This window comes from Streptomyces sp. NPDC060028 (assembly GCF_042736725.1).
GTDB lineage: Bacteria > Actinomycetota > Actinomycetes > Streptomycetales > Streptomycetaceae > Streptomyces.
In genome coordinates this window covers 1-3,156 of sequence record NZ_JBHWVJ010000168.1, presented here as the reverse complement: position 1 = coordinate 3,156, position 3,156 = coordinate 1, and the positions used below count along the sequence as shown (strand labels likewise).

Annotated in this window: 4 protein-coding genes; 2 read left to right on the top strand and 2 right to left on the bottom strand. The window is 69.1% G+C overall.

All coding sequences use genetic code 11. From position 1 onward, the window contains the following. Window positions 1-38: 38 nt before the first annotated feature. Both ACFWBF_RS37155 and ACFWBF_RS37150 read right to left on the bottom strand, forming a co-directional pair. Window positions 39-266, bottom strand: a complete 228-nt coding sequence (locus ACFWBF_RS37155) for a hypothetical protein (RefSeq protein WP_385609251.1) — start codon at window positions 264-266, stop codon at window positions 39-41. Between the two features lie 23 nt (window positions 267-289). Then, window positions 290-622, bottom strand: coding sequence for a DUF6233 domain-containing protein (locus tag ACFWBF_RS37150; RefSeq protein WP_385609250.1), 333 nt, complete (start codon window positions 620-622; stop codon window positions 290-292). A 548-nt stretch (window positions 623-1,170) separates the two neighbouring features. Between ACFWBF_RS37150 and ACFWBF_RS37145 the strand changes: the two genes are divergently transcribed. Beyond that, window positions 1,171-2,400: a cell filamentation protein Fic gene (locus tag ACFWBF_RS37145; protein ID WP_385609249.1), complete on the top strand. Its 1,230-nt coding sequence runs from the start codon at window positions 1,171-1,173 to the stop codon at window positions 2,398-2,400. A gap of 179 nt (window positions 2,401-2,579) precedes the next feature. Beyond that, the gene (locus tag ACFWBF_RS37140; RefSeq protein ID WP_385609248.1) at window positions 2,580-2,831 is read left to right on the top strand and encodes a hypothetical protein; all 252 of its coding nucleotides are present in this window, start codon (window positions 2,580-2,582) and stop codon (window positions 2,829-2,831) included. The last annotated feature ends 325 nt before the right edge of the window (window positions 2,832-3,156 follow it).

Below are 3,156 nucleotides of genomic sequence, written 5' to 3'. Positions count from 1 at the left end.
CCGCCACCCTGACCGGGTGGCGGCCCGCACTGCTGCGCTCACTCCTCGCCGGGATCCGGGCTCCAGACGGCCGGCCCGCCGCCGCGCCACTCGATCAGCAGGGTCGTCCAGGCGGACGACGTCGGGGTCCAGGCCGGCCCGCCGCAGGAACTCGAGGAGGTCACCGGGGCCGAGGGCGCGGCCGAGAATTTCGCCGTCGCAGCGGACGCGGCGCGCCCGCCTTGGCTGTCGGGCGGGTAGACGACCACGCGCAGGCCTGGGCTCATCCCTCCACCCTGCCGGTACCAGGTCACTCCAGCACGCCCAAGGCGGTGTCCGGTCGGCAGTGGATGCACGCGGGCACGCCTTCGGCAAGCAGCCGCCGTATCTGCTCTGCGGCGGCGGGGGCGCAGCGGTTGCCGGTGTCCCAGCAGTCCCCGGTGTGCAGGCGGGCCGGGGGCCGACCGGCTCCGATCCCGCGCTCGCCCAGCCACGCGGGAGGCTCCTTCGGGGGCCGTCTGGACGCTTCGAGGGCCTCGCGTTCCTCGGCGACGGCAAGCGCCGCTTCGGCCCGGACGAGTTCGCCGCGCAAGTAAGTGACCAGCGTCCGCAGCCGGGGCGGGTCGGGCGGCAGGACGGACACAGTCAGCTCCCGTACTGCGCCCGCCGCGCGGCCCTGCACGCCTCGCACAGCGGGTTCGCATTAGGGGCGCCGTACCTTGCACACGAAGCGTGGCAGGACGCACAGGCTCCGGTCTGCGAAGGCGACCAGGTGGCGACCTGCGGTCTGGCGGTGGGGGCGGGGGAGGTCATGGCGCTGCTCCTGAGTGCGGGGATCCCTCAACTCCATCACGTGTTCGATTTCTTCAGCGAGGACACGCCGCAGTCAGTGGTAAGTGTGACTGAGCATCGCAGTTGGCTGATGAGCGCGTGAGTTGGTGGGGCTGTGCGTCGTAGGTGGCGACAGGGGGCCGTCGCCCTCATGAGCGGGGAAAACCACTTTGGGGCGCCGGGCGAGCCTGGCAGGCTTGCGCGGTGATCGTCGAGTTGACTCCCCGCTCCCTGACCTGGGACGACGTGGACCCCGCCCGTCACGCCTTCGATGGCGCGTCCGTAGCGCAGATGGTGGGCTCGCTTGGCCCGGCCTGGTGTGTGTCTGTCCGCCCGGACGTCCCTTTCGGGGACCCCGCGATGGGCACCTGGAGTCGTGGCGAGGCCGAGTCCTGGGCCGACGCCATGTCGTACGCCCTCGTCCAGCACTACGGCCGGTGGACCGTCGGGTGGCGCTGGTCGCACGACGAGGGTGATTTCGACGGTGGACCGATAGGGAACTGGTGCTGTCCGCGTGACTCGATCTCGACGCCGGAAGAGACATTGGCCCGTGTCGAGGCGGCTCTGCGGGAGTGGCGCGAGTGGCTGGAGTACCTCGCCGGCTGGTTCGAGGCGTACCCCCTGGACCTGACCGACATCGAGGACCAGCGGATCTTGTGGGAGCGCGCGGCGAGGAACCTGATCTTGCAGGTCGTCGACCGCACCGGGTGCGGCAGCGGCTGGCATGGCCACTGCCGCCAAGTGCTCACCTGGTTCCTCAATCGCTGGGGAGTCGCGCCCGACGTGGCCCGGGGCTTGGTCGACGAGGCGATCGGTGGACGGTTCCACAGCTGGACCGGTCCTGACACGGTGGTGGTCGATGACGTCGCGGAGCAGCTTGCGCTGTCTCTGCGGCCGGCCGACGGCCGTACCCGCGCAGACGTGCCGACTCAAGACCACTTGCAGCGTTGGCTCGCGGTACGCGAATCGCGGCCGTGGCACGAGATCCCGGACAGCGGTACGGACGGACCGATGGTGCCCCTTCGCGACGGCGCGGCGGAGGACATCCGGGCCTTCGACGGCGCCATCGACCCTGCCCGAGCCGAAGGCCTGCTCAGCGCCCTAGAACTGCTCCGAGCCGACGCGGCACGCGGAGCGCGGCTCGACTTCGCACTGCTCAGAAGCTGGCAGCAGCACATCCTGGGCACCCCGCAGCCGCCACCGTTCCGCAACTCGCCGGCCTTCGCCAAGGGAAGCCGGGAGCGCTACGGCATCGGACCGGACACCCGTGCCCGCTTCGACACGTGCCTGGCCGAGAGCGCATCCGACACCGGCCGACCTCTCGGCCTGACCGCCCGCGCCGCCCGCGCCTATCTCGACATCTGCTTCTTCCATCCCTTCGACGACGGCAACGCCCGTTCCGCCTTCCTCACCCTCGTCTTCATCCTCGCCCGCGAGGGCATCGCACTCGACGGAGTCAGCCTCCTACGCCGCATCACCTTCGAGGCCGACAACCCCCAGGACCCGCTGACTCTCGTCCGCTACATCAACATCCATCTTACGGAGACCCGGCGCCGCACCGCCGACTCGACCAGCTCGGCATCGAGGTGAGCGCCTGAGTTGGTGAACGCCGCCAACTCAGGCGCTCAGTCACAGGTAGGTCTCCGTGCCGCTGTCCTGTGTCATCGAACCTTGAGCGCGTGTCACCGAACCTTGAGTGCCCAGCGTCCCCTGTCGTCGTTAGGGCATACGTGAACCTTCCCCGTAGGACGCGCATTGCAGGCAGCACGATGTTCTTCGCGGCAGCACTCATGGGCGGCATTGCTACGCCGGCCCAGGCAGACACCCCACCCCCCAAGCAGGTCTTCATCCAGGACGGCGCCGACAACACGATCGTTGCCGAGAAGAAGGAGCTCAACCTCAAGACGGACGACACGACAGTCATCGAGGAGGACGAAGACTTTAACCACTTCCCCCACCATGACCTCGACCATGACCTCGACCACCACGACAACGAGTCGATCATCATCGACAACGAGTAACGCGGGCTTCGGCCCCTCCGAGCGCCTCATCCTTGGCGGAACCGAGCACTCCCGACCTGGAGATAGGGCCCCACTGGCCGAGAGCCAGTGGGGCTCACGTCAGCAAGCCTCCGCAGTCTCGCCAGCGTCACGCTGCTACCGGCACGAGCTCATACGATTCCGTCGCCCCGGGCGGCACCTCGTCCTCCGCTCCCGCCGGACGTGGTGCTGACCAAGGGGGTGCGGGCGCACTACCTCGCGGACGGTACCTACGTGCGGCCCCACCGTCGGCGGCTAGGCCGTGTTTTAGAACTCGCTGTCGGACCTCGCCTCAGGCGGTGATGAT

Bases quoted from the DNA above. Each gene is read 5' to 3' on its own strand.
- ACFWBF_RS37155 (WP_385609251.1), bottom strand. From the start codon at position 266: ATGAGCCCAGGCCTGCGCGTGGTCGTCTACCCGCCCGACAGCCAAGGC.
- ACFWBF_RS37145 (WP_385609249.1), top strand. From the start codon at position 1,171: ATGGGCACCTGGAGTCGTGGCGAGGCCGAGTCCTGGGCCGACGCCATG.
- ACFWBF_RS37140 (WP_385609248.1), top strand. From the start codon at position 2,580: ATGTTCTTCGCGGCAGCACTCATGGGCGGCATTGCTACGCCGGCCCAG.